The sequence below is a fragment of the Rhizobium leguminosarum genome (genome assembly GCF_010668065.1).
Classification (GTDB): domain Bacteria; phylum Pseudomonadota; class Alphaproteobacteria; order Rhizobiales; family Rhizobiaceae; genus Rhizobium; species Rhizobium leguminosarum_S.
The window spans coordinates 255,280-277,734 of record NZ_WUEN01000009.1 but is presented as its reverse complement, the minus strand read 5'-3'; the positions used below and the strand labels follow the sequence as shown (position 1 = coordinate 277,734).

General features: G+C 61.2%; 19 protein-coding genes and 1 pseudogene. 16 read left to right on the top strand and 4 right to left on the bottom strand.

The window, feature by feature from the left end; all coding sequences use genetic code 11:
* Nucleotides 1–4,113 (top strand): autotransporter outer membrane beta-barrel domain-containing protein (locus GR198_RS24025; RefSeq protein ID WP_164069705.1); only part of this gene is annotated, 4,113 nt, incomplete at its 5' end.
* A 106-nt stretch (nt 4,114–4,219) separates the two neighbouring features.
* Here GR198_RS24025 and GR198_RS24020 read toward each other — a convergent pair.
* Both GR198_RS24020 and GR198_RS24015 read right to left on the bottom strand, forming a co-directional pair.
* Nucleotides 4,220–5,122: an MBL fold metallo-hydrolase gene (locus GR198_RS24020; protein WP_164069704.1), complete on the bottom strand. Its 903-nt coding sequence runs from the start codon at nt 5,120–5,122 to the stop codon at nt 4,220–4,222.
* A gap of 103 nt (nt 5,123–5,225) precedes the next feature.
* A complete protein-coding gene (locus GR198_RS24015) occupies nt 5,226–5,858 on the bottom strand; it encodes a DsbA family protein (RefSeq protein WP_029873652.1) in 633 nt (210 codons plus the stop codon).
* 114 nt (nt 5,859–5,972) lie between these two features.
* Here GR198_RS24015 and GR198_RS24010 point away from each other — a divergent pair, with 114 nt between their 5' ends.
* The 10 genes from GR198_RS24010 (at nt 5,973) to GR198_RS23965 (ending at nt 15,626) form a co-directional block, all read left to right on the top strand.
* Nucleotides 5,973–6,857 (top strand): LysR family transcriptional regulator, encoded by an 885-nt coding sequence (locus GR198_RS24010; RefSeq protein WP_029873651.1) that lies wholly within the window; start codon nt 5,973–5,975, stop codon nt 6,855–6,857.
* A 161-nt stretch (nt 6,858–7,018) separates the two neighbouring features.
* The gene (locus tag GR198_RS24005; protein ID WP_164069703.1) at nt 7,019–7,297 is read left to right on the top strand and encodes an acylphosphatase; all 279 of its coding nucleotides are present in this window, start codon (nt 7,019–7,021) and stop codon (nt 7,295–7,297) included.
* A 143-nt stretch (nt 7,298–7,440) separates the two neighbouring features.
* Nucleotides 7,441–8,091 carry a Rieske 2Fe-2S domain-containing protein gene (locus tag GR198_RS24000; RefSeq protein ID WP_164069702.1) on the top strand — a complete coding sequence of 217 codons (651 nt, stop codon included), beginning with the start codon at nt 7,441–7,443 and terminating at the stop codon, nt 8,089–8,091.
* Nucleotides 8,088–8,933 carry an aromatic ring-hydroxylating oxygenase subunit alpha gene (locus tag GR198_RS23995; RefSeq protein WP_164069701.1) on the top strand — a complete coding sequence of 282 codons (846 nt, stop codon included), beginning with the start codon at nt 8,088–8,090 and terminating at the stop codon, nt 8,931–8,933. The genes GR198_RS24000 and GR198_RS23995 overlap by 4 nt, the downstream gene beginning before the upstream one ends.
* A complete protein-coding gene (locus GR198_RS23990; RefSeq protein ID WP_164069700.1) occupies nt 8,930–9,589 on the top strand; it encodes a glutathione S-transferase family protein in 660 nt (219 codons plus the stop codon). Before GR198_RS23995 ends, GR198_RS23990 begins: the two co-directional genes overlap by 4 nt.
* A 1-nt stretch (nt 9,590) precedes the next feature.
* Complete coding sequence (locus GR198_RS23985; protein ID WP_164069699.1) at nt 9,591–10,970, top strand: amidohydrolase; 1,380 nt, start codon at nt 9,591–9,593, stop codon at nt 10,968–10,970.
* 26 nt (nt 10,971–10,996) lie between these two features.
* The gene (locus tag GR198_RS23980) at nt 10,997–12,094 is read left to right on the top strand and encodes a BMP family ABC transporter substrate-binding protein (protein ID WP_017958144.1); all 1,098 of its coding nucleotides are present in this window, start codon (nt 10,997–10,999) and stop codon (nt 12,092–12,094) included.
* Nucleotides 12,095–12,097: 3 nt separating this feature from the next.
* Nucleotides 12,098–13,621 (top strand): ABC transporter ATP-binding protein, encoded by a 1,524-nt coding sequence (locus tag GR198_RS23975; RefSeq protein ID WP_164069698.1) that lies wholly within the window; start codon nt 12,098–12,100, stop codon nt 13,619–13,621.
* A complete protein-coding gene (locus tag GR198_RS23970) occupies nt 13,618–14,718 on the top strand; it encodes an ABC transporter permease (RefSeq protein WP_164049299.1) in 1,101 nt (366 codons plus the stop codon). The genes GR198_RS23975 and GR198_RS23970 overlap by 4 nt, the downstream gene beginning before the upstream one ends.
* The gene (locus GR198_RS23965) at nt 14,715–15,626 is read left to right on the top strand and encodes an ABC transporter permease (RefSeq protein ID WP_164049300.1); all 912 of its coding nucleotides are present in this window, start codon (nt 14,715–14,717) and stop codon (nt 15,624–15,626) included. The genes GR198_RS23970 and GR198_RS23965 overlap by 4 nt, the downstream gene beginning before the upstream one ends.
* 39 nt (nt 15,627–15,665) lie before the next feature.
* On the opposite strand, the pseudogene GR198_RS23960 reads toward GR198_RS23965, so the two are convergent.
* Nucleotides 15,666–16,185, bottom strand: a pseudogene (locus tag GR198_RS23960) (NUDIX hydrolase).
* Nucleotides 16,186–16,281: 96 nt separating this feature from the next.
* Between GR198_RS23960 and GR198_RS23955 the strand changes: the two are divergent.
* The 5 genes from GR198_RS23955 to GR198_RS23935 all read left to right on the top strand — a co-directional run bounded on the left by GR198_RS23955 (nt 16,282) and on the right by GR198_RS23935 (nt 21,472).
* Nucleotides 16,282–16,926: a DUF47 domain-containing protein gene (locus GR198_RS23955; RefSeq protein ID WP_164049302.1), complete on the top strand. Its 645-nt coding sequence runs from the start codon at nt 16,282–16,284 to the stop codon at nt 16,924–16,926.
* A complete protein-coding gene (locus GR198_RS23950) occupies nt 16,926–17,930 on the top strand; it encodes an inorganic phosphate transporter (protein WP_029873640.1) in 1,005 nt (334 codons plus the stop codon). Before GR198_RS23955 ends, GR198_RS23950 begins: the two co-directional genes overlap by 1 nt.
* 469 nt (nt 17,931–18,399) lie before the next feature.
* Nucleotides 18,400–19,713 carry a CmpA/NrtA family ABC transporter substrate-binding protein gene (locus GR198_RS23945; protein ID WP_138334650.1) on the top strand — a complete coding sequence of 438 codons (1,314 nt, stop codon included), beginning with the start codon at nt 18,400–18,402 and terminating at the stop codon, nt 19,711–19,713.
* Between the two features lie 56 nt (nt 19,714–19,769).
* Nucleotides 19,770–20,663: a nitrate ABC transporter permease gene (gene ntrB / locus GR198_RS23940; RefSeq protein WP_138334651.1), complete on the top strand. Its 894-nt coding sequence runs from the start codon at nt 19,770–19,772 to the stop codon at nt 20,661–20,663.
* Nucleotides 20,664–20,674: 11 nt separating this feature from the next.
* The gene (locus GR198_RS23935; RefSeq protein ID WP_164069697.1) at nt 20,675–21,472 is read left to right on the top strand and encodes an ABC transporter ATP-binding protein; all 798 of its coding nucleotides are present in this window, start codon (nt 20,675–20,677) and stop codon (nt 21,470–21,472) included.
* Between the two features lie 83 nt (nt 21,473–21,555).
* Here GR198_RS23935 and GR198_RS23930 read toward each other — a convergent pair whose 3' ends face one another.
* The gene (locus GR198_RS23930; RefSeq protein ID WP_032987207.1) at nt 21,556–22,230 is read right to left on the bottom strand and encodes a GntR family transcriptional regulator; all 675 of its coding nucleotides are present in this window, start codon (nt 22,228–22,230) and stop codon (nt 21,556–21,558) included.
* Between the last annotated feature and the right edge of the window lie 225 nt (nt 22,231–22,455).

Below are 22,455 nucleotides of genomic sequence, written 5' to 3'. Positions count from 1 at the left end.
GGAGCAACGGGCGGCGTCGGCGCAGCCGGTGGGGCGGCTCCAGGAAGCGGCGGTGGCGGTGGCGGCGGCGCGGGCGGCTTTGGAGCGGTCAACACGGGAGCCGTTGGAACGCTCGGCGTCGGGGTGACCGGTGGCGCGGGTGGTGTGGGCGGCGCGTCTGTGAACGCTTTCGGCGGGGGTGCGGGCGATGGCGGCGTCGGTCTTTCTCTCATCGGCGGCACCGCCCAGTCTTTTATCATCAATGCTGGCATTACGGGCGGAGCCGGCGGCGCTGGTGGCGCGGGCATCGTTGGCGGGGCAGGCGGAGATGGTGGCATCGGCTTGCTGGTCAGTGGTGGAGGCACCACGACATTGACCATCGGGGCGGGCATAACCGGAGGCATCGGCGGCGCCGGTGGCCTAGGCTTTTCTTTGGGAGCCGTAGGCCCCAGTGGGGCCGGCATCGTCGGCCAGAACCTTGCGATTACCATGGGTGGGGCCGGTCTGGTCACAGCCGGTGCCGGGGCCAATGCGATCACCTTTACCGGCGGAGCCAATAGCCTCACCTTTGCCAATGCGACCTCCGGTTTGATCGGCGCCCTCTCGGTCACGGGCGGTCTGGATTTCGATCAGTCGAGCGTCGATACAACCGTGGCCAACACTATCTTGGGAAGCGGTTCGATCACCAAGACGGGCTCGGCCCTGATCACGCTCACCGGCGCAAACGCCTATGGCGGCACGACCACCGTCAATTCGGGCCAATTGCGCGCAGCATCATTCGGCGCGCTTGGCACCTCGACGGGCGCGCTCGTCGTCAATGGCGGCACTCTGGATATCGACGTCGCACAGGCCAAGGCAAACTTATCGGGGACTGGCGGAACCATTAATCTGGACGCCGATCTGACGATCGCCCAATCGCTTGCCCAGACCTATGCCGGTGTGTTCACCGGGACTGGCGGCTTTATCAAGAATGGTGCGGCTGACCTGACGGTCAGCGGCGATAGTTTCACCTATATCGGCGACGTTACGGTCGCCGCCGGCGGGCTCCTCGTCAACAATACCGTCGGCACGTTTGGCGCTGCTACAAGTGAAATCTCTGTCGATGCCAGTGCGACGCTGGGCGGCAACGGCATGATTGGCGGCAATGTCCTGATCGGGAATGGCGCGACGCTATCGCCGGGCGCTCTCGACACGGAGCCAGGCACCCTCGCGATCCTGGGAGATCTCTTCGTCTCCAGCGGATCGATACTCGATTACGATCTTGGCCAGGCCTATACGGTCGGCGGTGCTTTCAACGACCTGGTCACAGTTGGCGGTGATCTCACGCTCGACGGCACACTGAATGTGGCGGTATCGGCAGGGGGCACATTCGATCCCGGCATCTACCGGCTTATCAGTTATACCGGCACGTTCACCGATAACGGCCTGACGATCGGCACGATCCCAGCTCCCGGCTCCTACGTGCAGACCTCGATTGCCAATCAGGTCAACCTGGTCAACACGCAAGGCCTGACGCTGAGTTATTGGGACGGCAGTACCATACCCAGGAACAACGGCGTGGTGGACGGCGGGACCGGCACTTGGCAGTCCTCCGCGGGCAATGACAACTGGACGGAGGGCACTGGCGCGCTCAACGGATCTTACCAGGATGCAAGCTTCGCGATCTTCGCCGGCACGCCAGGCACAGTGACGGTCGACAACAGCCTTGGAGCCGTCGATAGTTCTGGCATGCAGTTCGCCACTGATGGCTATCAGCTCGTTGGCGGGGTGATCACCCTGTCGGGCTCCCCCTCGTCCATCATTCGCGTCGGCGACGGCACAGTTGGCGGCGCAGCTATCAGTGCAACCATAGACTCCGAACTCACCGGCGCATCGCAACTGGTCAAGACCGATCTAGGCACCTTGGTTTTGGGAGGCACTAACAGCTATACGGGGGGCACGGCGATCGAGGGCGGCACCCTGATCATCGCGGACGACCTCAATCTCGGCGCTGCCTCCGGCAATCTTGTGCTTGACGGAGGCACGTTGCGCACGACTGCCGATATCGCCACAGCCCGCACGCTCACCATGCCCAGCACCGGCGGATTGCTGACCGATGCCGGCACGACACTGACCCTAAACGGTGCCGTTTCGGGCGCCGGTAGTTTCGACAAAGCTGGGAGCGGCACGCTGATCATTGCCGGTGCCGCCTCCCATGCGGGCGGTACGACGATCAACGCCGGCACCGTGCAGATCGGCAATGGCGGCACCACCGGCAGCTTGGCAGGCAATGTCGCCAATGCCGGCGTTCTCGCCTTCGATCGCTCGGACGATTCGATCTTTGCCGGCGCCACAAGCGGTGTCGGCAGCCTGGTGCAACGCGGCTTGGGCACCACAGTTCTGATTGGAGCCAATACCCATACGGGCGGCAGCATCATCACGTCTGGTGCTTTGCAGATCGGCAATGGCGGCACGTCGGGCACCCTGGCCGGCAATGTCAGCAATGCCGGCATTCTCGCCTTTGGACGGTCGGATGCCATGAGTTTCAATGGCGTCATCTCCGGCATCGGCCAAATCCGTCAGCTGGGGACCGGCATGACCACGCTGACGGCGAACAGCTCGTCATTCGTAGGACAGACCCGCATCTCTGCGGGCATATTGTCCGTGAATGGTCAATTGGGCGGCACATTGACCGTTGCCGGTGGCGGCACCCTGATGGGAAACGGCACGGTCGGCACGACAACCAATGAAGCCGGCGGCTTGATCGCACCGGGCAATTCTATTGGTACGCTGACCATCAACGGCAATTACATCGGCACAGGCGGCAATCTGGAAATCGAAGCCGTGCTGGGCGGCGACAGTTCGCCGGCCGACAGGCTGATCGTCACCGGCGATACGGCCGGTGTTACCAGCGTCAACGTCATCAATCTTGGCGGCATCGGCGCCCCGACCATTGAAGGCATCAAGATCGTTGATATCGGCGGAGCATCGAATGGCACCTTCGCGCTTTTGGGCAGCTATATCTTCGAGGGCGAACAGGCCGTCGTGGCTGGTGCCTATGGCTATCGACTCTACAAGGATGGCGTCAGCACGCCGGCTGATGGCGACTGGTATCTGCGTTCGGCGCTGCTTGATCCCTCGATCCCGGGCGTCCCAACGGTGCCGCTTTACCAGCCAGGCGCGCCCGTCTACGAGGCCTATGCCAATGTGCTGCAGAGCTTCAATAGCCTCGAGACATTGCGCCAGCGCGTCGGCAACCGGTCCTGGACGAGTGACGTCGTCGATACCGGCACCCTGCCTGACGCGGCCGCGTCGGGAAGCGGCATCTGGGGCCGGATTACTGGTAGCCATCTACGCATCGACCCCAAAACGTCGACGACCGACGCGGCATATGATGTCGACATCTGGCAGCTCCAGGCAGGAGCCGATGGGCTGCTCGATGACGGGACGGCCGGCCAACTGACCGGCGGCGTTTGGGCGCGTTATGGCACGCTTGCGGCCGACATCACCTCCCCGTATGGGGCCGGCAGCATTAGTGCGACCGGCTATGGTGTGGGTGCGACGCTGACATGGCAGGCCGAAACTGGCTTCTATCTCGATGCGCAGGCCAATCTGACTTGGTACGACAGCGACCTGTCCTCGACGACCGCGGCCACGAGCCTCGCCTCGGGCATAGATGGCTTTGGCTATGCATTGGGATTGGAAATGGGCCAGGAGATCACGCTCGGGGCCAATTGGTCGATCACTCCCCAGGTACAATTGGTCCATTCGGCAGTCGACTATGACGATTTCACCGATGCCTTCGGAGCCTCCGTGTCGCTGCTAGACGGCGATAGCCTTAAGGGGCGATTGGGTATCTCCGCCGACTACCAGACCGCCTTGACCGACGCCTCCGGTCAAACCAGCCGCCTGCATGCCTATGGCATCGCCAATATCCACTATGAGTTCCTCTCCGGCGCGCAGACGGATCTCGCCGGGGTAAAACTCACCAGCGAGGAAGAGCCGCTTTGGGGCGGCGTCGGCGTCGGCGGCAGCTATAGCTGGGCCGACGACAAATACGCACTCCACACCGAAGTGACAGCCAATACCAGCCTGGGCAATTTTGGCGACAGCTATTATGTGACTGGCACGGCGGGGTTCAGGGTCAGGTTCTGAGCGCCTGATCCATCCCAGCAATGTGCTTTTCAAGAATTGCGCCCGGTGAGGACTGAATTTCACCGGGCCCCCCCAGGCCCTTCGGATCAGTTTGAAGATCGGCCGTTCAGCCCCACTTCATTTCTCCCTTGGCAACCTTGGAGCCGATGTCGAGCGCAACGCCCATGCCGAGACCGGGGAAGCGGGCTTCCATGGCGGCCTTCAGCGCGGTGGAATCGGCGGCCTTGGCGAGTTCTTCCTCGAAAGCGAGCAGATAGCTCTTCGTGTGTTCGACGGCGGACAGATCGGTTGCCGCTTCCGGCATCATGTGGCCGGGAACGACGATCGATGGCTTGCGGGCGCTGATCTTGTCGAGGGTGGCCACCCAAGCGGCACGCTGTTCCGGAGCCTGGGTGTCGGCCGTCCACACGTGGACGCCGGAGAAAATCATGACGCCTCCGAAAACAGCGTTCAGCGATGGCACGAACAGGTACCGGCGATTGCTTAATCCTGCTTCGGCCGCGACAATCTCGACGGTTTCACCATCGACTGTGAGGCTTGGAGCGTCGAAGGCTTCCGGCATGACGATGTCTGCAAGGGTCTGCGGGCCGTTCTCCTTGAGCTGCGGCCCCCAAACGGCAAGCTTTTTCTCGACGTTGCCCTTGATCGCTGCAATCGTATCGGAAGCTGCCAGCACTTGTGTGCCGGGAAAGGCTTCGAGGACCGGCTTCAGGCTGAAGTAATAGTCCGGATCGGACTGGCTGACATAAATCGCGTTCAGCGTCTTTCCCGTGGCCTTGATGGCTTCCGCCAGCGCACGGCCGTCGGGATAGCTGAACCCGCCATCGATCAGCAACGCTTCGCTGGGGCCGGTCAGCAGCGCCGGAGCGCGAAAGAAGCCATTCTGACCGGCGGGGAAGTGCTTCCACGCCAGCTTTGATCCCGTCGCGTTGCCGAGGCCGGCAGGCGCAAAAACGGCAACGGCGCCGGCTGCGAGCGTGGCTTTCATGATTTCTCTCCTTGAGTACATGGTTGTCTCCGATGATCTTCAGTTTCGATTTCTGCTGCGAGTGTTTGCCCCTGCGACGGGGTTTGTCGGTAGGTTCATGGAACGGTCTGCTGAAAATGAACGATCACGCCGCCTGAAGCTCGGCAGCAAGTCGGTCAAAGCCGCCGAATAGGGCATCGCTGCGCAGCATGTGGCGCTTATCGCCCTCGCCAATAAAAAGCGCGGGGACACCATCCATCCGGAATGCAGCCATGAGTTGGCGGGACTTCCCGATCCTGTTGCGATAGATATCGAGCAGAGCCTCGTCCGGAGCCCGGGCACGGGCGGCGGCATCGGGAAACCCGGCTCGATCGAGAACGTCGGCCACGACAGCGATCTCCGAGGTATTGCGGCCGTCAACATAGCGAGCGCTTTGAAGTGCCTTCAGGGCATCGCCTTCCCTGTCGAGTTGCGTCACCCCGACGGCTATGATCCCAAGCGTCGCAGGGGCTGAGTCGAACATACCGTCTGCGCCCCCGAGAACCTGATCGCGATAGAGCTGGCTGAAGACCTGCCTCGTGAGCCGGTTGATCCGCTGGTCATTGTGCCAGGCATAGGCTGCAAAGCGTTCATCCAGCGGACGGGCGCCTTCGCCCGCGAAAAGCCCGCTGGGCGCAAGCTCGACGGTGAGGTTGTCGAGCATGGCCAATTTGTCGAGCACGGGCGCCGCACCATAACACCAGCCGCAAAGCGGATCGTAGAGATAGGTAAGATGCATGTCGGACCATCCTTGAAGCGATGGACAACAGATAGTGCACTTCTATTGAGTGATAAATATTGTTAAATGTGACAGAATGTATGTCAAAAACTTACAATCAAATGGAAGAAGGCTATGGAGGCTGTCAACCTCAATCGGCTGGCCTATTTTGCAGCCGTCGTCGATACCGGCTCGTTCACGAAAGCTGCCGAGCGCCTCGCGATCACGAAGACGGTCGTCAGCCAGCAGGTTGCGCGGCTGGAAGCTGAGTTGAAAACTAGCTTGCTTCTCCGGACAACACGACGCGTCGAGCCGACTGAGGCCGGCAAGCTTCTCTACGCACGCTGCGTCATGATCTTCCGCGAAGCCGGGGACGCTGTCGATGAAATCACCCGCGCAAATGCCGAGCCGACAGGCATGCTACGCATTGCTGCGCCCAATGATTATGGTGCGAGCACGATCGCTCCCATTGCTGCGGCCTTTATCCGGAAGTACCCCGCTTGCAGGGTCGAGCTTCTGCTCGCTGATACGAAGATGGATCTGCTCGCCAATCAGATCGACCTGTCGATCCGCGTTGGATGGCTCGATGACTCCAGTCACCAAGCGAGACGGATCGGTTCGTTCCGGCAGTTTCTTGTGGTGTCCCCCAGCTTCTTTGGCACGCTCGGTTTGAACAGTCCAGAGGATGCGGCGGGCCAGCCGTTTATCGCCAACCTGGCCCTCAAGGAGCCGGTGGTCTGGAGGTTTATCCAGGGCGATTTCGACCGGCGGACCGTGCGGATGCAACAGAGCCTCATGAGCAATTCGACGCCTGCGGTTCTCGCGGCCACGCTTGCGGGGGCAGGCATATCTGTCCTGCCGGATTTTCTGGCTGGAGAGCATATAGAGGCTGGCCGACTGATAAGATTGTTGCCGGACTGGACCCTGCCTGCCGGAGGAATTTATGTCGTCTATCCGGCAGCTCGGTTTCGTCCGCCCAAGGTCACGGCTTTTGTCGCAATGCTGACTGGTAGTTGCTAGCGTGGCTCAGACTGCGCCAACGCGCAGGTATACGGTGGCAGGAATTGGTATGTTGCCGCAGGGATTTGCAAAGGAAATTCCGACGCCATATTCTCGTATTTGACGATTACCCCTTCCCCAAGTTCCTTCAGGCGCTGTGGTGTAGGAAAGCAAGGGCGAGCATGGGACAAGAGACAAACCACCTTCTGGAGCGGATGACGATTGTCGGTGATCTGGAGGCTGCCTCCTTCGTTCCCTGGATCCGGCGTCATGCCGCCAAGCTTGGGCTCTCGCACACCATATCTCATACGAGTTCCATGCGGATCGAACTTGAGGTTGCTGGGCCGGAGGAACTGATCGACATGATGGAGATGGGATGCTCTCTCGGGCCCATCGACGTATGGGTCGAGAGGATAGAACGCACGGCGCTCAGCGCGAAAACACCTAGTGCCGGGCTGTAGGATATTTCCTCCGTGCATATTATTTACTCAATGTTGCCAATGCGAAATAATTATGCAAACCTGATAGGGTTGCGGCGGAATTGCCGCGGCGCCGACGCGGAACTTGATCGGCAAGCATCTGGTTTTGTTTGGGAATTCTAGTCATGCCTTCCGATACGACGGGCTTTTGGACGCCAGTCGCCCTTTCCCGGGATTTACCGGCCGGAACCGTCATGCCGGCACGGACGGCAGCCGGATCGATTGCCCTGTGGCGCAGCGCTTCGGGGCACATATCGGCATCGGCGGATCGCTGTCCGCATCGCGGCATGCGCCTGTCTCACGGCTTCGTGCGTGGCGAGGCGCTTTCCTGCATCTATCACGGCTGGAGCTATGGCCAAGCCGGAAACTGTCTGCGCATCCCCGCCCATCCGGGGCTGACGCCACCGGAAACCATCCGCGTCGCCACCCATGATGTCGAGGAAGTGGGCAGCGTGATCTGGGTGGCCGTGGGCACGCCCGCATCGAAGCCGCCGGGGCTCGAGGGTCTCATTCCCCTGCGCTCCCTGACGGCGTTCGCCGGCATCGCCGCGATCGAGGCGGCGGCCGGCAGCAAGGCGAGCGATGACGGTCTTGTCGAGATCGACGCATCCACCGGGGCCGTCTGTCTGCTATTATCCGCCCAAGAAGACGGACAGACGCTGATCCATGTGCTGCTGAAGGGTGATGCCAGCCTTGCTGCGGGCATCGGTGCTTCACGGGCCGCCGAAAGCCTGCGCCGCCGGGCTGAGGGTCTTCAGAGGGAGATCGCGCAATGACCATGCAGGCGATGATCGATGAATGGTATCCGGTCGGGCTTTTTAGCCAGCTCGACAGCGCCGGCCGTAAGACGGCGCTGATGGGCGAGCCGATCGAAGTGGCGCGCGATGCCGATGGCAATGCGCGGGTGACGGGCGGCGATGGCCGCGTTCTGCCGGTGCGCGTCCGTTACGGTCATGTTTGGTCCTCCCTCGGCGAGCCGAAGAAGGAACTTTTCCCCATTCCCGAGGCCGACCAGCCCGGCCGCCGCTTCGTCGATGTCGGCGTGGTGCGCGTGCGCTGCTCGCCGCTCCGCGCCGTCGAGAACTTCCTCGACATCGCCCATTTCCCCTTCGTTCACACCGATATTCTCGGCGCAGAGCCGCATACGGAGGTCCAGAACTACAAGGTCGAGATCCGCGAGGAAGAAGACGAGGTCTGGGCGACGCAGGTGAAATTCTACCAGCCGCAGGCCGCCAAGTCGGCAAGCGGCGGGATCACCACGGAATACATGTATCGCGTGCCGGCGCCCACCTGCTCCGTGCTTTACAAGACCTGCCCGCCGCGCCCGAGCGAATGGGATGTCATCACGCTCTTCGTGCAGCCGCTGGCCGAAGACCTCTGCGACGTCTGGCCGTGGATGGCGCTCTTCGATGACGAGACCGCGATGACCGACCTCATCCATTTCCAGCAGACGATCTTTCTGCAGGACCGGTCGATCCTCGAAAACCAGATCCCGCGGCTGTTGCCGCTCGACCCCGGCATGGAAATTCCGACGCGGGCCGATCTGACATCGATCGCTTACCGGCGCTGGCTGAAGCGTCACAATTATACCTACGGCGCACAGCTGGTGGCGCAATGAAGCTCTACGACTATATTCTCTCGCCCAGTTGCTACAAGGTGCGCCTGATGGCGGCGCTGACCGGCGTGAAGCTTGACTTGCGCCCGGTGGATTTCCATCCCGGCGCCGAGCATCGAGGCCCCGAGCTGCTTGCACTCAATCCGGCAGGCTCCATTCCGATCCTGGAGGATGGCGACCTGATCCTGACGGAATCGTCGGCGATCCTCGTTTATCTCGCCACCAAGGCAGCACCCGAATGGCTCGACAACGGTACGGCCGAGGAAGCGGCGCGGGTGCAGCAATGGCTGTCGTTCTCCGGCCGGCTGACGGCAAGCCTCGGGGCAGCGCGGCTCCATGAGATGCTGCTGCGGCCGGGCGATATCGGCGCGCTGCAGGCCCAGGGCATCGCCGCCCTTCGCGAGCTTGAAGCCGGGCTTGTCGAGCAAGGTCTTCGCGGCATGCGTTTCCTCGCCGCCGGCCGGCCGACAATTGCCGACATCGCCTGCTTTCCCTATGTGGCGCTGGCGCCCGATGGCGGCGTCACGCTGGATGCTTATCCTGCGATCCGGCTCTGGTCCCGCGCGCTGCGCGCCCTCGACAAATTTATCGAAATGCCTGGCATTCACCGACTGCACGAGTTGAAGCCCGAACCCCAGATCGAACCGGGCGAGGCGTGAGATGGCTGGTTATCTCCTGAAGAACTGCGCTGCCGTGATCGTCGACGAGGGCAAAGGGCCGGTCGTCCATCGCAATGTCGATCTCCTGACCAACGGTCCGGCGATCGTGGCGATCGGCGAAAATCTGGGGGCGGACGCGCTGCCTGCCGGCACGACCGTACAGGATGCTGCCGGCTGGTTCGTCTATCCGGGCCTCGTCAACACCCATCATCACTTCTTCCAGTGCTTCGTGCGCAACCGTGCCGATCTTGACTGGACGAAGCTCTCGGTGATCGAGTGGCTGGACCGCATCTACCCGATCTTTTCGCAGCTCAACGAGGAGTGCTTTTACCACGCCTCCGTCACGGCGATGGCCGAGATGATCAAGCATGGCTGCACCACGGCCTTGGATCACCAATATAATTTCCCCCGGCACGCCGGGAAGCGGCTGATCGACCGCCAGTTCGAGGCGGCCGAGCTGCTCGGCATGCGTTTCCATGCCGGCCGCGGCGGCAATACCCTGCCGAAGTCGGAAGGCTCGACCATTCCCGACGAAATGCTGGAAACGACCGACGAATTCATCGCCGACTGCGCCCGGCTGATCGACACCTATCACGATACCAGCCCCTTCAGCATGCGCCAGGTCGTGGTCGCCCCCTGTCAGCCGGTCAATTGCTACCGCGAGACTTTCCTGGAATCGGTGGCACTGGCGCGCGATCGCGGCGTCATGATGCATACCCATGTCGGCGAAGGCGAAAGCCCGGTCATTCAGGCGCGCCACGGCATGCGCACGGTCGACTATCTGGAAGAACTTGGCTTTGCCGGGCCTGATACTTTCTATGCCCATTGCTGGGAGCTCACTCACGACGAACTCAGGAAGATGGCCGCCAGCGGCACCGGCGTCGCGCATTGCCCGGAACCGGTCTATCTGGTCGGCGCTGAGGTCACCGACATTCCCGCCATGGCCGCCTTCGGCCTGCGTGTCGGCCTCGGCTGCGACGGCGCTGCCTCCAACGACAATTCCAACCTGATGCACTGCCTGCACTCCGCCTACATGCTGCAATGTCTCGTCTCCTCCAGCCGTGCCCATCCCGTGCCGCCGCCGGTCGATTTTCTCGGCTACGGCACGACCGGGGGTGCCAGCCTGCTCGGCCGGCGCGATATCGGCCGGCTCGCGCCGGGCATGGCTGCCGACCTGTTTGCGATCGACACTCGGCGTATGGATTATGTCGGCACGCGCCACGATCCACTGAGCCTGATTGCCCGCGTCGGCATCGGCATGGCGACGGATATGACCATGATCAATGGCCGCATCGTCTGGCAGAAGGGCGAATTTCCCGGGCTCGACGAGGCCAAGCTGGCTGCCGATGCCGATGCCGCACTATCCACCGTGGAATTTTAAAAAAACCAAAAGAGGGAACTGAGAACATGACCAAACTGACCCGCAGAAACCTGATGACGGCCGCTGCCGCCACCGGCCTCGCCGGCGCGCTCGGCAGCCGGCTTGCTTTCGCCGCCGACGAGCCGCTCGGCATCACGCTGGTAATCCCCTCGCCCGTCGGCGACGTTGGCTGGGGGCATGCACTTGCTGCCGGCCTCGAGCCGATCAAGGCCGCTTACGGCGACAAGGTGAAGGTCACCGTGCTTGAGAATATCGCGGAAGGTCCGGATGCCGACCGCATCATGAACAAGACCGTCGCCGACGGAAACAAGTTCCTGGTCGCCGGCTCTTTCGGTTATCAGAACGGCGCGTTGCAGATCGCCCGCCGCGATCCGAGCGTCACCGTTCTGCACGCCTCCGGCTTCCAGGTCGCTCCGAACTTCTCGCCTTTCGCCGCCAAATATTTCCAGGGCACCTATCTGCTCGGCATGGCTGCGGCAGCACTTTCCAAGACCGGCAAGCTCGGCTCTGTCTCGGCCTTTGCTATCCCCGAGCTCATTACCTCGATCAACGCCTTTACGCTCGGCGCCCAGGCCGTCAAACCCGATATCGAGGTCTCGGTGGTCTGGGTGAACTCATGGTTCGATCCGGCCAAGGAGCAGGAAGCCGCCAAGGCGCTGATCGCGCAGAAGTGCGACGTGATCTTCTCCAACGCCCAGGACACGCCGTCTGTCATCTCGGCCTGTGAGGAAGCCGGCGTCTACGCCTTCAACCTCAATTCCTCGATGAAGAAATATGCGCCCAAAACCTATCTCGGCTGCATCGCGACGGACTGGTCGCCGTTCTTCAAGGCTTCGGTCGATGCCCATCTCGCCGGTACGTTCAAGGGCGCCAATGCGTTCCTCGGCGTTGCCGACAAGGTCGTCGAAGTGGTCGACTGGAACCCGGATATTCCGGCTGACGTGATGACCAAGATCAAGGAGATCGAGGTAAAGATCGCCGACGGCAGCTTCTCGCCCTTCACCGGGCCGATCGCCAAGGCCGACGGCAGCGAAGCTGTCGCATCGGGTGCGACCATGGCCGACCCCGAGATCATCGCCATGAACTGGCACGTCAAGGGCGTGTCCACGCCGCTGCCGAAATAAGTCATGATGGCCCCGCTCCTGTCGCTGCGCGGCATTTCGAAGAGCTACGGCCAGATCCATGCCAATCAGGCCATCGATCTGGACGTGGCGTCGCAATCGATCCATGCGATCCTCGGGGAAAACGGGGCGGGAAAATCGACGCTGATGAAGCTGATCTACGGCGTCGAGCAACCGGACGACGGAGAGGTCGTCTGGGAAGGAAACCCGTTGCGCCTCGCCTCCCCCGCCGAGGCGAGGCGCCACGGCATCGGCATGGTCTTCCAGCATTTCTCGCTGTTCGAAACCCTGACCGTCCTGGAGAATATTCGGCTGGTCGTGCCGGGCCGCAAGGCTGAGCTCAAGGAACGTATTCGGACGCTTGGACGGGAATTCGGCCTCGAAGTCGATCCGCTTGCCCATGTGCATGCGCTGTCCGTCGGCGAACGGCAGCGGGTGGAGATCATCCGAAGCCTGATGACCAATCCGAAACTGCTGATCCTCGACGAGCCGACCTCTGTCCTGCCGCCGCAATTGGTGGAGAGGCTCTTCGACACGCTGCGTCGGCTGCGCGACGGCGGCGTTTCCATCCTGTTGATCTCCCACAAGCTCGAAGAAATCCGGGCGATCTGCGACCGGGCGACGATCCTGCGCGGCGGACGCGTGACCGGGGATGTCGACCCGCGTGAACACGATGCTCATGACCTTGCCCGCATGATGATCGGCCATGACATGCCGGCACCCATCTCGGCGCTGCCACTGTCTGGCGGCGAAAAGCGGCTGGAGATCATCGGTTTGGACTATCAGTCCGACGATCCCTTCGCGGTGCCGCTCTCCGGCATCAGCCTCGCGGTGCGTGCCGGCGAAATCCTCGGGATCGCCGGTATTTCGGGCAACGGCCAAAGCGAGCTTGCCGCGTTGATTTCAGGCGAGACGGTGCTGGGGCGCGACCAGCGCGACCGGATCTACATGATGGGGATGGATGTCGGCAGGCTCGATGCCGCCGCACGGCGGACGCTCGGATTTGCCTTCGTTCCGGAAGACCGGCTCGGACGCGGCGCCGTGCCCGAAATGTCGCTCGTCCTCAACAGCCTGCTGACGGCCCATCCGCTCAAGCTTTTGCGCCACGGTCTCGTCGACAGAGCGCGGGCGTTGGCGTTCACCGATGATTGCATCCGCCAGTATGATGTGCGCACACCGGGCCCGGATGCGGAAGCCGGCACCCTGTCCGGCGGCAATCTGCAGAAGTTCATCGTTGGCCGCGAAATCATGCTGTCTCCCAAATTGCTTTTCCTGGCGCAGCCGACCTGGGGCGTCGATATCGGCGCCGCGTCCGCCATCCGCAGCCGCTTGGTCGCATTGCGCAATCAGGGCATGGCGATCCTCGTCATTTCCGAGGAGCTGGAAGAACTGTTCGAGCTCTGCGATTCCATCCAGGTGCTGCATCACGGCCAGCTCAGCCCGCCGCTCACAACGCGGGACACGAAGCCCGAGGAGATCGGCCGATACATGATCGGGGCACAAGCCTCGCCCGAGAAAGTCCATATATGAGCGCTTGGTCCCTTGCTTTCGTTCCCACTCTGGTCCGCCGGGAGCGCGCATCGATTGCCGCGGCCCTGTGCGCACCTGTCATAGCGCTTGGGGGAGCGATCGCACTGAATCTCGGCCTCTACGTTTTGATGGGCCGCGACCCTGTCGCTGTTGTCTATGCGATGCTTTTCGAGCCTTTCCTTTCCTGGGCGTCATTTTCGGAAGTACTCCTCAAGGCAGGACCGCTCCTTCTGATCGCACAGGGGCTGGCGATCGGCTTTCGCGCCAAGGTCTTCAACATCGGCGCCGAAGGCCAATTCATTCTTGGCGCGATCTTCGCCTCTGCCATTCCGGTCTGGTTTCCCCAGGCAACAGGCCAGTGGATTTGGCCGGCGATGCTGTTGCTCGGCGCCATCGGCGGCGCTCTCTGGGCTTCTCTTACTGCCTTCTGGCGCGTGCGCCTCAACGCCAACGAGATCCTCGTTTCGCTGATGCTGAGCCTCGTTGCAGCGCAGCTGCTGAACTATCTGCTGCTTGGCCCCTGGAAAGATCCGAATGGCTTCAACTTCCCCCAGTCGGTGATGTTTCAGTACGATGCTATGGTGCCGACCCTGATTGCCGGTACCCGCGTCAATGTCTCATTCCTCATCACGCTCGCTTTGTCGGTTGCGGCCTGGGTCTTCATGCAGAGGAGCTTCATCGGTTACAAGCTGCAGGTCGGCGGTCTGGCGCCGCGGGCTGCCGGCTATGCCGGCTTTAAGGAAGGTTGGGCGATCTGGCTTTCGCTGCTGATCGGCGGTTTTGCAGCCGGTCTTGCCGGTGCCGCCGAAGTTGCCGGCCCGCTCGGTCAGCTGCAGCGTTCGGTCGCGAGCGGTTATGGCTATGCGGCCATCATCGTCGCCTATCTCGGCGGCCTGCATCCGATCGGCATCGTGATCTCGGCGCTGGTCATGGCGGTCATCTATATTGGTGGCGACAATGCCATGGTCTCGGCCAACCTGCCGATCGCCGCCGTCCGTGTCTTCCAGGGCAGCCTGCTACTCGCCTACCTGATCGCCGTCGCCTTCGTGCGCTATCGCCTTGAATGGCGCCGTGCCGCTCACCGGAGCCCCTCATGAACGCCATCGAGTTCATTCTTGCCGGCATGCTTGCGGCTGCGACACCGTTTCTTCTGGCAGCCCTCGGCGAACTGGTGGCCGAGCGCGCCGGCGTCCTCAACCTCGGGGTCGAGGGATTGATGGCCTTCGGTGCCGTACTCGGCTTCATCGTCGTCTATCAGGGCGGCGGACATCTTCTGGGTTTCGTCGTCGCCGGGCTCGGCAGCGCTGCCCTTTCCCTGCTCTTTGCCTTCGTCACGCTGGGATTCCGGGCAAATCAGGTGGCGGCGGGCCTTGCCATCGGCATTCTCGGCCAGGGCCTTTCCGCGCTTTTCGGCAAGACCTATGAAAGCCTCACGGTCAGGGGACTTCCGAAGCTTGCCCTTCCCGGGCTTTCGGAACTGCCGGTTGTCGGCGGCCTTTTCGTCCAGGACATCGTCGTGTGGATTTCGCTCGCCGCGACGCTGGCTTTGTGGGCGATATTTGCCTACACCAAGCTTGGTCTTATCGTCCGCGCCGTCGGCGAGAATCCCAAGGCCGCTCACGCCATCGGCTATTCGGTAATATCCGTCCGCGTCCTCGCCATCGCCTTCGGCGGCGCGATGGCCGGCTTCGCCGGCGCCTATGCGTCGGTGGTCTATACACCACTCTGGGCCGATGGGATGATCGCCGGGCGCGGCTGGATCGCCATCGCCCTCGTCGTCTTCGGGACTTGGCTCACCGGCCGTATCTTCCTCGGCGCCTGCCTGTTCGGCGCAGTCTCGCTGATGGGGCTTGCAGCCCAGGCAACCGGGTTGGATGTTCCCTCGCAACTGCTCTCGAGCCTGCCATATCTGGTCACGATCATCGTGCTCGGCATCATCTCCGCCGACCGTCGCCTGCTGAAACTGAACGGCGTCGCTTCGCTCGGCGAACCTTTCGAGCGATAAAGACGCGCGGCGCTTCAACGCCGGCGAAGAAGTCCGTGGTCAGCCGCGATCGCGTTTCTTGCGGCCGTGCGCCTCAAATTGGACGAGCAGCGACTTGAGTTCAATCTCGCGAACGCGTCTTGCCGCTTCATCCGGGCTGACCCATTCGAGAATACGCTGACCCCGCTCCTTGAAATCGCCGCTGATGTCCGTGACTTCAATCTGAAACATGTCGACGATACAGGGCGCCACATCGCCATTGTCGAGTTCTTTCAGATAAGTATAGCGGCCGACCGGCTTCTTCTTCACCACCCCGCGCACGCCTGCCTCCTCCCAGGCCTCGATTGCTGCTGCTTCGAAAGGCTTTTTCCCTTTCATCGGCCACCCTTTCGGGATGACCCAGCGCCCACTCTCGCGCGATGTGATCACCAGGATTTCGACGTCGGATCCGGAATTGCCGTGGCGGAAGCAAAGTGCGCCGTATTGTTGACGGAATGCACCGGCGAACAGCGTTTCAGGACCGCAGCAGTGGCTGGGACTTGTCCGGTCGAGGCTTCCTGCTTTTTTTGCTCGGCGTCATAACGAATGAATTACCGAATTTGCTTGTTGCTTCAATTGCCTGGGCGTGTTTATGACAGATTTATGACAATCGGCCGCAGGAGGAAGGTTCCCAGGCATGATGAGCATTTTTCGCAAGCTGATGCCACGGGAAGACAGATTCTTTGAGATGTTTTCCAAGCACTCGAAGACCGTCGTTGCCGCCGCGCACGCCCTCGACCAACTCCTGAAGGGCAATGACGTTGAGAAAAACTGCGAACGCATCGTCACGTTGGAAAACGAGGCCGACGATGTCACGCGTGAGGTTCTTCTGGCCGTTCGACGAAGCTTCATCACGCCCTTCGACCGGGGTGACATCAAGGACCTTATTCAGTCGATGGATGATGCGATCGACATGATGCACAAGGCAGTCAAGACGATCCGTTTGTTCGAGCAATCGAGCTTCGATCCGCTCATGCAGGAGATGGGCAGTGAAATCGTCAAGGCGGCAAATCTTGTCGCGGAAGCGATACCTCTCCTCGACAGATTGGGAGCCAATGCGCAGCGTCTCACGGCCATCGCGGAGGAAGTTACCCGAGTGGAGGGACGTTCCGATGAGCTCTACGACCAGGGTTTGAAGGATCTGTTCTTGCGTCATGGCGCCAGCGGCAATGCGATGGCCTACATGATCGGAAGCGAAATCTACGGAGAGCTGGAAAAAGTCGTCGACCGCTTCGAGGATGTCGCCAATGAAATCAGCGGCATTCTCATCGAGAACGTCTGATGGATGCCTCCCTCGCTCTGCCGCTGCTGGTCGGCCTGGTCGTTATCGCCCTGTTCTTCGACTTTCTCAATGGTCTGCATGACGCGGCCAATTCGATCGCCACGATCGTCTCGACCCGCGTCCTGCGGCCACAATATGCGGTCGCCTGGGCGGCGTTCTTCAATTTCATCGCATTCCTGTTCTTCGGCCTGCATGTGGCCGAAACACTGGGGACCGGCATCATCGATCCTGCGATCGTTTCGCCACAAGTGATCTTCGCAGCACTCATGGGCGCGATCATCTGGAATATCATCACCTGGATTTTCGGGATTCCATCGAGCTCGTCGCATGCGCTTGTCGGTGGGCTGGTGGGGGCCGGTCTGGCAAAGGTGGGCTTCAACTCGATCGTCTGGAACGGCCTTCTAAAAACCGTCGGTGCTATTTTCGTATCGCCAGCCATCGGCTTCCTGCTTGCCCTGGTGCTGGTGCTCGCCGTCTCCTGGCTATTCGTCCGGCAAACACCGTTTGCGGTGGATCGCACATTTCGCATCATGCAGTTCGTGTCCGCTTCGCTCTACTCGCTGGGCCACGGCGGAAACGATGCGCAGAAGACGATGGGCATCATCGCGGTGCTCCTGTTCAGCCAGGGATATCTTGGCCCGACATTCTACGTGCCTTTCTGGGTGGTCATTACCTGCCAGTCGGCAATGGCTCTCGGTACGCTCTTTGGCGGATGGCGGATCGTTCATACCATGGGGTCGAAGATCACCCGGCTCAACCCCATGCAAGGTTTCTGCGCGGAGACGGGCGGAGCATTGACACTCTTCGGAGCGACGTGGCTCGGTATTCCCGTTTCGACGACGCATACCATCACCGGAGCAATCGTTGGAGTGGGCGCGGCTCGTCGTGTCTCAGCCGTGCGCTGGGGATTGGCCGGCAACATCGTGATCGCCTGGATCGTCACGATGCCGGCGGCTGCAGCAATATCCGCGGCGTTCTACGGCCTCGTATCCTTGCTGCAATGAAATGAAGTGATGGCGAGGCCAATCGCCACGCATTGACCTTCCCCTCCTGAGCTTTGCCGGTGGCAATACCGACGAATAAGGCGGGCAGAATCCGCTCTGCGGTCTGCTTGATCGCGACTTCCATATTGCGTGCGCTGCACAAATAGAGCGCTCCCATGACTGCGATTCCGTTAGCAATCGCACAAAACGGAAGCAGAAAGAAGCGCGGCCGAAGAAATAGGCATTCGTCAATTCTTTGCATTTCTCCTTTTACTTCATGCCGTTATCAACGCCTCTCGAATTTGGCACGCTGCTTGCAAGTTCTGAGAAGCATCGGTCAATGGCGACCGGCGCGGATAGGCGCGGCATAAGCGCCTACAATAGACACCGACGTCGCAAGGTCTTTGCTCCGGGATTCTCCCATCCCCTGGACGCAATTTCCGGCGGCGTTTTTTTGTGTCCAAATTCAGCCAGCAGAGGGAACCTGCGCATGACAAAGAATTTGCAGACTGGAATTTCGACAACCGGCATTACCCGCCGCAGCATGCTCAAGACGACCGCAGCGGCTGCCCTCATCGGCGCTGTCAAGACGGCCTTTCCGTCCGGCGCCTTCGCAGCCGGAGCAGGCCCTGAGGTGAAAGGTGCCAAGCTCGGCTTTATCGCGCTCACCGATTCCGCACCGTTGATCATCGCCAAGGAAAAGGGCTTCTTCGACAAGCATGGCCTTCCGGAAACGGATGTGGCCAAGCAGGCATCCTGGGGTGCGACCCGCGACAATCTCGTGCTGGGCGGTGCAGCAAACGGCATTGACGGTGCCCATATCCTGTCGCCGCTCCCCTATCTCATGCATACCGGCAAGGTGACGCAGAACAATAAGCCGGTGCCGATGGCTATCCTCGCCCGGCTCAACCTTGACAGCCAGGGTATTTCCGTCGCCAAGGAATATGCCGAAACCGGCGTGCAGCTCGATTCCTCCAAGCTGAAGGCCGCATTCGAGAAAAAGAAGGCGGAGGGCAAGGAGATCAAGGCCGCCATGACCTTCCCGGGCGGCACCCATGACCTCTGGATCCGCTACTGGCTCGCCGCCGGCGGCATCGATCCGAACAAGGACGTTTCGACCATCGTCGTGCCGCCGCCGCAGATGGTTGCCAACATGAAGGTCGGCAACATGGACGTCTTCTGTGTGGGCGAACCGTGGAACGAGCAGCTCGTCAACCAGGGCATCGGCTTTACCGCAGCCACCACGGGCGAGCTCTGGAAGGGTCATCCTGAAAAGGCGCTCGGACTGCGCGCCGACTGGATCGAAAAGAATCCCAATGCTGCCAAGGCCCTCCTGATGGCCGTCATGGAGGCGCAGCAGTGGTGCGAAAGCATGGAAAACAAGGCGGAGATGGCTGACATTCTCGGCAAACGCCAATGGTTCAACGTTCCGACGAAGGACGTGCTCGGCCGCCTCAAGGGCGACATCAATTATGGCAACGGCCGCGAGGCCAAAGCCACCGACCTCTATATGAAGTTCTGGAAAGACGGCGCCTCCTACCCGTTCAAGAGCCACGATAGCTGGTTCATGACGGAAAACATTCGCTGGGGGAATCTGCCGGCGAGCACCGACATCAAGGCGCTGGTCAACCAGGTGAACCGCGAAGACATCTGGCGCGAGGCCGCCAAGGATCTCGGCGTCGCGGCGGCCGACATTCCGGCATCGTCTTCTCGCGGCAAGGAGACTTTCTTCGACGGCAAGGTCTTCGACCCTGAAAATCCCTCGGCCTATCTCGACAGCCTTTCGATCAAGGCTGTCTCCTGACCCGCTCCGGCGCGCAACGGGCGCGCCGGCCTTTCATTCACGTGAGGAGCACGTTGATGTCCGCCCTGGCAAATAAAGAAAATCCCTCCACGGCCGCCTCTGCCAAGCCGGCGGCAAAGGTTCTGCCATTTTCCGGCAAGCATGGATCGCGGATCGATTTTCGTCGAGCGGCACTGACCGCCCTTCGCAACGTCGTTCCGCCAGTCGTCGTGCTGGCACTCATCCTGCTCGTCTGGCAGGTGCTCTGTTCGTCGGCGGATGCGTCTTTGCCCTCGCCGCATCGGGTCTGGCAGGATAGCTATGACCTGATCGCCTATCCGTTTTTCAACTACGGCTCCCAGGATATCGGGCTCGGCTGGCGCGTGCTCATTTCGCTGCAGCGCGTTCTCTATGGCTTTGGGCTTGCCGCGGTCACCGGCGTCATCATCGGGGCGATCATCGGCCAGTCGGTCTGGGCGATGCGTGGCCTCGATCCGATCTTCCAGGTGCTGCGCACGGTTCCGCCGCTCGCCTGGCTGCCGCTGTCGCTCGCAGCCTTCCAGGATTCCAACCCCTCGGCGATCTTCGTGATCTTCATCACGTCGATCTGGCCGGTGATCATCAACACCGCCGTCGGCGTCCGCAATATTCCGCAGGATTACCGCAATGTCGCCGAGGTGCTGCGCCTCAACCAGTTCGAGTTTTTCTGGAAGATCATGCTGCCTTCGGCAGCGCCTTACATCTTCACAGGCCTCAGGATCGGCGTCGGCCTCTCTTGGCTCGCCATTGTCGCGGCCGAAATGCTGACGGGCGGCGTCGGCATCGGCTTCTTCATCTGGGACGCATGGAACTCGTCGCGCCTTCCGGACATCATCGTCGCGCTCGCCTATATCGGCATCGTCGGCTTCGCCCTCGACAAGCTGGTGGCAGCACTCGGCAAACTCATCACCCGCGGCGCCATGGCCAACTGAGGAACGCACCTATGAACGCCTATCTGAAGCTCGACCATATCGACAAACATTTCGATCGGGGCGGCGTGCGCGCCGAGGTCCTGAAGGACATCAACCTGACGATTTCCGCAGGCGAATTCGTCTCGATCATCGGCCATTCGGGCTGCGGCAAGTCCACCCTGCTCAACCTCATCGCCGGCCTGACCCCGGTTTCGGCAGGCGCCGTGCTGCTTGAAAACCGTGAGGTCAACGGACCCGGTCCGGAACGCGCCGTCGTCTTCCAAAACCACTCGCTGCTGCCTTGGCTGACGGTCTACGAGAACGTCAATCTCGCCGTCTCCAAACTCTTCAACCGAACGAAGACCAAGGCCGAGCGGCATGACTGGGTGATGGCCAACCTCGATCTCGTGCAGATGGCGCATGCCAGGGATAAGCGGCCTTCGGAAATTTCAGGCGGCATGAAACAGCGCGTCGGCATCGCCCGCGCGCTTGCAATGGAGCCGAAGATCCTGCTGCTCGACGAACCCTTCGGCGCGCTCGATGCGCTGACCCGCGCTCATCTGCAGGACGCGGTGATGGAAATCCACGCCCGCCTTGGCAACACGATGGTGATGATCACCCATGATGTCGATGAGGCGGTGCTGCTGTCCGATCGCATCGTGATGATGACCAACGGCCCGGCGGCCCGCATCGGCGAAGTGCTCGATGTGATCATGCCCCGTCCCCGCAATCGCATCGAACTCGCCTCCGACCGCGCATATCTCAAATGCCGTGAAGCCGTGCTGAAGTTCCTCTACGAACGCCACCGCTTCATCGAAGCGGCGGAGTAGAGACCGGGACATAACCGCGGCGTTTGCCGGTCGTGGTTTTCTCGCCTTCGTAGCGGCGCCTGATTTCAGGCGTCGTGCCCTCTTTACTCCCCGGGCGTTGCAAAGACCGCGCTGGCATCGCTGACAATTTCCACATGGGAATATGCCGCCTGCCCCGCGGCTGCGGCGTCCGCGCGCATGATCGCCGTGACGATCCGGCCGTGCTCCTCATAGGATTTTGCCAGACGCCCGGGCAGACGGAACTGCGCCCGTCGAAAAGGCGCGAGCCGCGCCCGTGTCTGAGTCACCATCTCGAAGACATGATCATTATGCGCGCCGCGATAAAGCCGGGTGTGAAATTCGGTATTGTGAGCCGAATATTCTTCTTCCGCGCCGGCATGCACGAGCCTCACCGATCCCCGATGTTCCAACTCCAGCGCGCGCCGTTCATCGACCGTCATACGCTCGGCCGAGAGCCTGGCGCAGATCGCTTCGAGCTCCGCCATCGCCTCGAACATCGAATGCAGATAAGCCTCGGTGACATTGGTCACGACGGCACTGCGGTTCGGCTCGCGCGCAATCAATCCCATGGCGCCCAGCTCACGCAGAGCCTCGCGTACCGGCGTGCGCGAAACGTCGAAACGAGCCGCGAGCGACACTTCGTCCAGCTTCGCGCCCGGCAGGAGTTCACCCGTAACGATCATGTCGGCAATCGCGCGCACCATCTGTTCGACGGTGGTTCCGGTGCGGATCACTTCTCTGCGCCTGGTCTGCTTCACGATACGAATCTGCTCACCTCAACATTCTGCATACAGATGACGTTCGAGACTCGATAAGTCAAATCGGACGGCGAAGATATTGTTAAATGTTCGCTTTCTGATGCAGGAGATACCTCGGGTAACTCGAGTCTGTGCCAACTACGCAGTCACAATGAACAAGAAATATCTATTGATTACTTTTTGCGCAAGAATTCGATCAATCTGTATGCACTTTGCAATGCGCAA

What these genes read in the sequence shown, in the direction of transcription:
- GR198_RS24020 (WP_164069704.1), bottom strand. Translation starts at nt 5,122, where the DNA reads ATGTACTCAAGGAGAGAAATCATGAAAGCCACGCTCGCAGCCGGCGCC.
- GR198_RS24015 (WP_029873652.1), bottom strand. Translation starts at nt 5,858, where the DNA reads ATGCATCTTACCTATCTCTACGATCCGCTTTGCGGCTGGTGTTATGGT.
- GR198_RS24010 (WP_029873651.1), top strand. Translation starts at nt 5,973, where the DNA reads ATGGAGGCTGTCAACCTCAATCGGCTGGCCTATTTTGCAGCCGTCGTC.
- GR198_RS24005 (WP_164069703.1), top strand. Translation starts at nt 7,019, where the DNA reads ATGGGACAAGAGACAAACCACCTTCTGGAGCGGATGACGATTGTCGGT.
- GR198_RS24000 (WP_164069702.1), top strand. Translation starts at nt 7,441, where the DNA reads ATGCCTTCCGATACGACGGGCTTTTGGACGCCAGTCGCCCTTTCCCGG.
- GR198_RS23995 (WP_164069701.1), top strand. Translation starts at nt 8,088, where the DNA reads ATGACCATGCAGGCGATGATCGATGAATGGTATCCGGTCGGGCTTTTT.
- GR198_RS23990 (WP_164069700.1), top strand. Translation starts at nt 8,930, where the DNA reads ATGAAGCTCTACGACTATATTCTCTCGCCCAGTTGCTACAAGGTGCGC.
- GR198_RS23985 (WP_164069699.1), top strand. Translation starts at nt 9,591, where the DNA reads ATGGCTGGTTATCTCCTGAAGAACTGCGCTGCCGTGATCGTCGACGAG.
- GR198_RS23980 (WP_017958144.1), top strand. Translation starts at nt 10,997, where the DNA reads ATGACCAAACTGACCCGCAGAAACCTGATGACGGCCGCTGCCGCCACC.
- GR198_RS23975 (WP_164069698.1), top strand. Translation starts at nt 12,098, where the DNA reads ATGATGGCCCCGCTCCTGTCGCTGCGCGGCATTTCGAAGAGCTACGGC.
- GR198_RS23970 (WP_164049299.1), top strand. Translation starts at nt 13,618, where the DNA reads ATGAGCGCTTGGTCCCTTGCTTTCGTTCCCACTCTGGTCCGCCGGGAG.
- GR198_RS23965 (WP_164049300.1), top strand. Translation starts at nt 14,715, where the DNA reads ATGAACGCCATCGAGTTCATTCTTGCCGGCATGCTTGCGGCTGCGACA.
- GR198_RS23955 (WP_164049302.1), top strand. Translation starts at nt 16,282, where the DNA reads ATGATGAGCATTTTTCGCAAGCTGATGCCACGGGAAGACAGATTCTTT.
- GR198_RS23950 (WP_029873640.1), top strand. Translation starts at nt 16,926, where the DNA reads ATGGATGCCTCCCTCGCTCTGCCGCTGCTGGTCGGCCTGGTCGTTATC.
- GR198_RS23945 (WP_138334650.1), top strand. Translation starts at nt 18,400, where the DNA reads ATGACAAAGAATTTGCAGACTGGAATTTCGACAACCGGCATTACCCGC.
- ntrB (WP_138334651.1), top strand. Translation starts at nt 19,770, where the DNA reads ATGTCCGCCCTGGCAAATAAAGAAAATCCCTCCACGGCCGCCTCTGCC.
- GR198_RS23935 (WP_164069697.1), top strand. Translation starts at nt 20,675, where the DNA reads ATGAACGCCTATCTGAAGCTCGACCATATCGACAAACATTTCGATCGG.